The sequence below is a fragment of the Shewanella sp. 4_MG-2023 genome (genome assembly GCF_030548015.1).
Taxonomy (GTDB): domain Bacteria; phylum Pseudomonadota; class Gammaproteobacteria; order Enterobacterales; family Shewanellaceae; genus Shewanella.
Map to the genome: position 1 here is coordinate 1 of NZ_JAUORL010000069.1, position 2,475 is coordinate 2,475.

Consider the following 2,475-nt stretch of genomic DNA (forward strand, 5'->3'; position numbering starts at 1 on the left):
CGCTTCGGCTTCTGCTGACAATCGAGCTTGTTCTTGGTCAGCAAGACGCTGCTGCTCTGCTGCACGTTCAGCTTCTAATGCAATACGCGCCGCTTCGGCTTCTGCTGCCAATCGAGCTTGCTCTTGGTCAGCAAGACGCTGCTGCTCTGCTGCACGTTCAGCTTCTAATGCAATACGCGCCGCCTCGGCTTCTGCTGCCAATCGAGCTTGTTCTTGGTCAGCAAGACGTTGCTGCTCTGCTGCACGTTCAGCTTCTAGTGCAATACGCGCTGCTTCGGCTTCTGCAGCTAGACGAGCTTGTTCTTCAGCCTCAGCAAGGCTTCGCTCTTCTGCTAACCTTTGTTTTTCTGCCTCCAAACGTTGCAGCTCTGCTACACGTTCAGCTTCTGCTGTAATACGCGCCTCTTCTGCTTCGACAAGGCGTTGCTCTTCAGCTAATTTCTGCTGCTCAACCGCTAAACGTTGTTGCTCGGCTTCACGTTCAGCTTTAGCTGCAAGGTGTGCTTCTTCGGCTTCTGCTAGGCTTCGCTCTTCAATTAAACGCTGTTGCTCTGCAACATGTTCTGCTTCTGCAGCAATACGCTCTTCTTCCGCTTCAGCAAGACGTAACTCTTCAGCTAAGCGCTCTTGCTCAGCTATACGTTCTGCCTCTGCTGCAATACGTGCCTGTTCGGCTTCTGCAAGACGTAACTCTTCAGCTAAGCGCTCTTGCTCGGCTATACGCTCTGCCTCTGCTGCAATACGCGCCTGTTCGGCTTCTGCAAGACGTAACTCTTCAGCTAAGCGCTCTTGCTCGGCTATACGTTCAGCTTCTGCGGCGCGTTCTTGTTCAGCTAATCGCTCCGCTTCTTCAGCAGCAATGGCCTGTTCTTTTGCCAAAGCCTCTGCAGCTTGCTCTTCTGCGATACGTTGCTCTTGTGCAACACGCTCTTGCTCTTTGGTTTTGTCTTTACGAAACCACGAAAAAAAACCTTTCTTTGCCATGTCTACTACCAATGCTAAATGAGCGATAAAATTCGGAGAAGTTTTCTCGAGTCATTAATACTAAACTTGTTAAAAGGAATCCTCACCTTTAAACAGCAGTTTGGTATAAAATATCGAGTATTCTAATTGGTTGCATAGTCTACCACTTTCTTTGTTCAGGCAAAATCACGAGGGCAAAATGTCCAAAAATAAGTCCGCAAGCGGCCAAGTCAGGATCATTTCAGGGCAATGGCGTTCACGAAAGCTACCTATTCATGATTTAGAAGGGTTACGACCAACCACTGATCGCGTCCGTGAAACCTTGTTTAATTGGCTTGCTAGCGATATCAGAGGTGCAAGGGTATTAGATTGTTTTGCAGGCAGTGGCGCCCTAAGTCTGGAAGCTTTATCACGTTACGCCAGCTATGCACGTATTTGCGAACTGCAGAGCAATGCGGCCAAACAGTTAAAGCAAAACTTACAAACCTTAAAATGTGACAATGCCGATGTCATCAGTGGCGACAGTCTGGCATTGCTAAAACAAGGTCTGAATAACGATAAAGGCTTTGATATTGTGTTTGTTGACCCACCATTTCGTAAAGGGCTGGCCAATACCACTATGGCGTTATTAGCTGAGCATAACTGGTTAAATGAGAATGCATTAATTTACCTAGAAACTGAATCAGATTTAACCCAGCTAGCGATCCCAAACCATTGGGTTGAGCTCAAGCAAAAAAATGCCGGTCAGGTAACCTATCGCTTATTTCAATATCAGCTTGATGAATAGCATTTCAAACAAGCAACAAATCTAATAGAGGATACCCATGAAATTTTTTATTATCGGTGGTAAAAGTTTAACTTTAATCATGTGGTTAGTGATGTTTTATAACTTATTTATGCCGTTTGAAGGCCAAGTCAGCATAGTGTTGAATATCTTATTTTTTATCACTGTAATAATGCATTTTTTCCAATTACTTATTTTCAACACCATGTTTAGCAGCTTACTTAAGTTATCTGTCGTTGATTATCTTAAAGTGTATTTTTTTGGTGTTTTCGGTTTACTTGAGTACCGACAAAAAGTACTAGAGCTTGATAAAGCCGAGTAGTCGTTAGATTTAATTGAAATGCAAGCATAAAAAAACCTCGCCTAGGCGTAATGCCGATCAGTTAAGGCCAATATGATCGGTTGACCGATCTTTAAAAGGCTTCAAAATCCAGTACAGACTCTTGTTTGTACTGGATTTTTTCATGGAACTTTCTGAAGCTTTAGCGCGTACCTCTATCAACCGACTTACCGAGTTCGACAGTCTTGGTGAACTTCTCTGCCCAGAGCTTATTCAACATAGTCTACAATCCAATGGTGTAGCCACGCTTCGTAAGCGAAAATTACCTATGGAATCTATGATTTGGGCTGTTATCGGCATGGCCTTATTTCGGGGTGAGTCCGTTAGGCAACTGATTAATAAATTGGATATTATCCTCCCAAATGAAGTCGATTATGTTGCTCGAAGC

The 2,475-nt window shown here is 44.3% G+C and carries 3 protein-coding genes and 1 pseudogene; 3 read left to right on the forward strand and 1 reads right to left on the reverse strand.

Annotated elements, in window-relative coordinates:
• A pseudogene (locus Q4546_RS19030) lies at positions 1-984 on the reverse strand (signal recognition particle-docking protein FtsY); the annotation flags it as partial.
• Positions 985-1,162: 178 nt separating this feature from the next.
• Between Q4546_RS19030 and rsmD the strand changes: the two are divergent.
• From rsmD to Q4546_RS19045, 3 genes are all read left to right on the forward strand, one after another.
• Positions 1,163-1,750 (forward strand): 16S rRNA (guanine(966)-N(2))-methyltransferase RsmD, encoded by a 588-nt coding sequence (gene rsmD, locus Q4546_RS19035; protein WP_102531240.1) that lies wholly within the window; start codon positions 1,163-1,165, stop codon positions 1,748-1,750.
• Between the two features lie 37 nt (positions 1,751-1,787).
• Positions 1,788-2,069 (forward strand): DUF1145 domain-containing protein, encoded by a 282-nt coding sequence (locus Q4546_RS19040; RefSeq protein WP_102477286.1) that lies wholly within the window; start codon positions 1,788-1,790, stop codon positions 2,067-2,069.
• A gap of 142 nt (positions 2,070-2,211) precedes the next feature.
• A partial coding sequence (locus Q4546_RS19045) for a transposase domain-containing protein (RefSeq protein WP_303446848.1) occupies positions 2,212-2,475 on the forward strand: 264 nt, incomplete at its 3' end.

Bases quoted from the DNA above. Each gene is read 5' to 3' on its own strand.
- Q4546_RS19040 (WP_102477286.1), top strand. From the start codon at position 1,788: ATGAAATTTTTTATTATCGGTGGTAAAAGTTTAACTTTAATCATGTGG.
- rsmD (WP_102531240.1), top strand. From the start codon at position 1,163: ATGTCCAAAAATAAGTCCGCAAGCGGCCAAGTCAGGATCATTTCAGGG.